Annotated in this window: 3 protein-coding genes and 1 pseudogene; 2 read left to right on the top strand and 2 right to left on the bottom strand. The window is 74.3% G+C overall.

All coding sequences use genetic code 11. The features are described from left to right. Together KBX53_RS27965 and KBX53_RS27970 are read right to left on the bottom strand one after the other, a co-directional pair. The coding region (locus KBX53_RS27965; protein WP_210862536.1) for a glycerophosphodiester phosphodiesterase family protein at nucleotides 1-1,378 on the bottom strand (1,378 nt) is incomplete at its 3' end. A 102-nt stretch (nucleotides 1,379-1,480) separates the two neighbouring features. Beyond that, nucleotides 1,481-1,630 carry a hypothetical protein gene (locus KBX53_RS27970; RefSeq protein WP_210862540.1) on the bottom strand — a complete coding sequence of 50 codons (150 nt, stop codon included), beginning with the start codon at nucleotides 1,628-1,630 and terminating at the stop codon, nucleotides 1,481-1,483. 6 nt (nucleotides 1,631-1,636) lie between these two features. Here KBX53_RS27970 and KBX53_RS27975 point away from each other — a divergent pair. Next, nucleotides 1,637-1,852: pseudogene (locus tag KBX53_RS27975) on the top strand (bifunctional cobalt-precorrin-7 (C(5))-methyltransferase/cobalt-precorrin-6B (C(15))-methyltransferase); the annotation flags it as partial. Beyond that, nucleotides 1,849-2,930, top strand: a 1,082-nt coding sequence (locus KBX53_RS27980; protein WP_210862538.1) for a cobalamin biosynthesis protein, incomplete at its 3' end; no start/stop codon positions are given. The pseudogene KBX53_RS27975 and the gene KBX53_RS27980, both read left to right, overlap by 4 nt.

Below are 2,930 nucleotides of genomic sequence, written 5' to 3' on the forward strand. Positions count from 1 at the left end.
GCGCGGCCGAGTCCATCGTCCAGGCCATCACGGCGACCCCGGCGGTGTGCAGCGCGGCGACGACCTCCGGCTTGGCCAGCAGCGCGTTGCCGTCCGGGTTGTACGCGGTCAGGTGCAGCTCCTTCGCGATCGCCACCGGGTCGGCGTCGAGGGTGCTGCGGAGCAGACCGAGTGGTAGCTCGGGGGCGATCTCGTAGGTGTACCTCAGGGCGTCGACCTCGAAGCTCTGAATGAAGACCCGGCCCATCATCTGCTCGTCGCGGATCACCTGGATGATCGTGGCGACCTCGTCGCGGGTGTGCTTGCCCTTGATCTCCACGAGCAGGTTGCCGCCCCGGGTCCGCAGGTCGGCGAGCTGCTCGGCGAGGGTGGGCACCCGCTCGCCGACGTACTGCGGGCCGAACCAGGAACCGGCGTCGAGTGCCTTGATCTGCGCGGCGGTCAGGTCCCGGATGTTGCCGGTGCCGTCGGTGGTCCGGTCGACGGTGCCGTCGTGCAGGATGAACGGGATGCCGTCCTTGCTCGGCTGGACGTCGTTCTCGATCCAGTCGGCGCCACCCTTGCGGGCGATCTCCTGGGAGACGAGGGTGTTCTCCGGTGCGGCGGCGGCCGCGCCCCGGTGGGCGATCTCGGTGAGCGAGCTGCCTTCGGGGCGGAGGTAGCCGGTCGGCGCCAGCTCGGTGACGGTGACGTCGTCGTACGACACGGTCGCGCCGTTCACGAAGAGCCCCTGGACGCCGTCGGCGGAGCGCTGGAGGCTGCTCGTGCGCATCGCCTCCCGCCCGTCGAAGATCCAGCGGGCCTGGTTGCCGTGCACCTCGACGGCGACGCGGACGTCCCGGCCGGTGCCGGCGGCGGACGGGGCGGAGGCGGTGTTCGTCACCACCCAGGCGTCGGCAGTGGTCCGCTGGGCGAATTCCAGCCCGTTGGCGGCGGTGGTGCCGCTGCGCATGGTGGCGATCCACCAGGGGGTGGCGCCGTTGGCGGGGACGTCGATGCCGAGCGAGGCCCAGCGGGTGGCGGCCGAGACCGACTCGAAGCGCATGGTCGCCTCGAGGCGGAAGTCGTTCAGGTGCCGACCAAACGTGATCTTGTTGTTCGCGCTGGCGCTGGCCGAGGTTCCGTACAGTCGGCCGTTCTCGACCTTCCAGGTGCCGTCGACCGCGTTCCAACCGGCGGGCAGTGACCCGGTCGAGAAGTTCTCCGAGACGACCACGTGGCCGGGCTCGGCGGTGGCGGGCGACGAGGTCGCGACGGCGACCCCGACGGTCGCGCCGGTGACGGCGAGGGCGGCGACGCCGGCAGCGACCCGGGTACGCAGCGCACCGAGGCGCGACCCGGCGCGGCGAAGCGACGGTGATGCGGGTAGGACAGTCATGGTCGGGACGGTACGAAGCGTGCCCGAACTAATGATCAATCAAGCGTGGCTGCCGCCGGAACGTCGGGTGTACCACGCTCGATCGGGACGTCACTGACACGTTCAGTCGGACAGGCCGGCGCAGGCGACCCCGTCGATGGTGCACGCCTCGGGGGCGGAACCCGTCAACGAACCATTGACCCGGAACGTCACCTGGATCGAGGCGCTCCCGGGCACCGGAGCGGTGTCGCTGTCCGGCACGAACGTCCACACGGCACCGTCCTGACCGCCGTGCTGGCCCGCCGACCCGCACGGATCGTGCTCACCCTGGCCGCGTTGGACCGCGTCGCGCCGGCAGTCGGTCTGCTGCGCGCCGCCGGCTACGCGGTCGAGGGCAGCCAGCTCTCCGCCGCCCGCCTCGCCGACCTGCCCGGCGGGTCGATCCGTCTCGCGGCCACCAACCCGGTGGTCGTCCTCACCGGGGAGCGCCAGTGACCGACCAGAACCCGCCCGCCCGGATCGGCCTGGTGGCGGCCACCGCCGCCGGCCGCCGGCACGCCGACACCCTGGCCGCCGCGTGGCCGCACGCCCGGCTGGTCGAGCGGGACACCGTGGCCGAGGCGCTGCGCGCCGCCTGGGCCGGTTGTGACGCGGTCGTCGCGTTCCTGGCCACCGGGGCGGTCGTACGGATCGTCGCGCCGCTGCTCGACGACAAGCGCACCGACCCGGCGGTGGTGGTCGTCGACGAGGCGGCCCGGCACGCGGTGGCACTGCTGGGCGGGCACGCCGGTGGCGGCAACGCCCTCGCCGAGCAGGTCGCCGCCCTGCTGGACGCCCGAGCGGTGATCACCACCGCCACCGACGCGGTCGGGTTGCCCGGGCTGGACACCCTCGGCTGGCCGGTCCACGGCGCGGTGGCCGCGGTGTCCCGGGCCATCCTGGACCGTGAACCGGTCCGACTGGTCGCCGACGCCGACTGGCCGCTGCCCGCCCTGCCCCCGAACGTGCGCGCCAGCGATGAGGACACACCGGACGACGGGTACCGGCTGCTGGTCACCGACCGGGTGGTGCCGACCGACGGGCGGACCGCCGTGCTGCGCCCGCCGTCGCTGGTCGCCGGGGTGGGCGCGAGTCGGGGCGTACCGGCCGCCGAGGTGGCGGAGCTGCTGCACCGGGTGCTGGCCGAGGCCGGCCTCGACCCGGCGAGCCTGCGCTGCCTGGCCAGCGCCGACATCAAAGCCGACGAGGCGGGCATCCGCAGCACCGCCGACACGCTCGGCGTACCCCTGGTGACCTGGCCGGCGACGCGCCTCGCGGCGGTCGACGTGCCGCACCCCAGCGTGGTGGGCCGGGCCGCGGTCGGCACGCCGAGCGTGGCGGAGGCCGCGGCCCTGCTCGGCTCGGATGGCCGGGCCGGCGACGCGACGCTGCTGGTGAGCAAGACCGCGACGGCGATGGCCACCGTGGCGGTGGCCCGGCACGCGCCACGCGGCCGGCTCGCCGTCGTCGGCCTCGGGCCCGGCGCCGCCGACCTGCGCACCCCCCGCGCGGTCCCCGACCTGAGTCGCCCCGC

Origin of the sequence: Micromonospora sp. M51, from assembly GCF_018070305.1 — a bacterium.
Taxonomy (GTDB): Bacteria; Actinomycetota; Actinomycetes; order Mycobacteriales; family Micromonosporaceae; genus Micromonospora; species Micromonospora parva.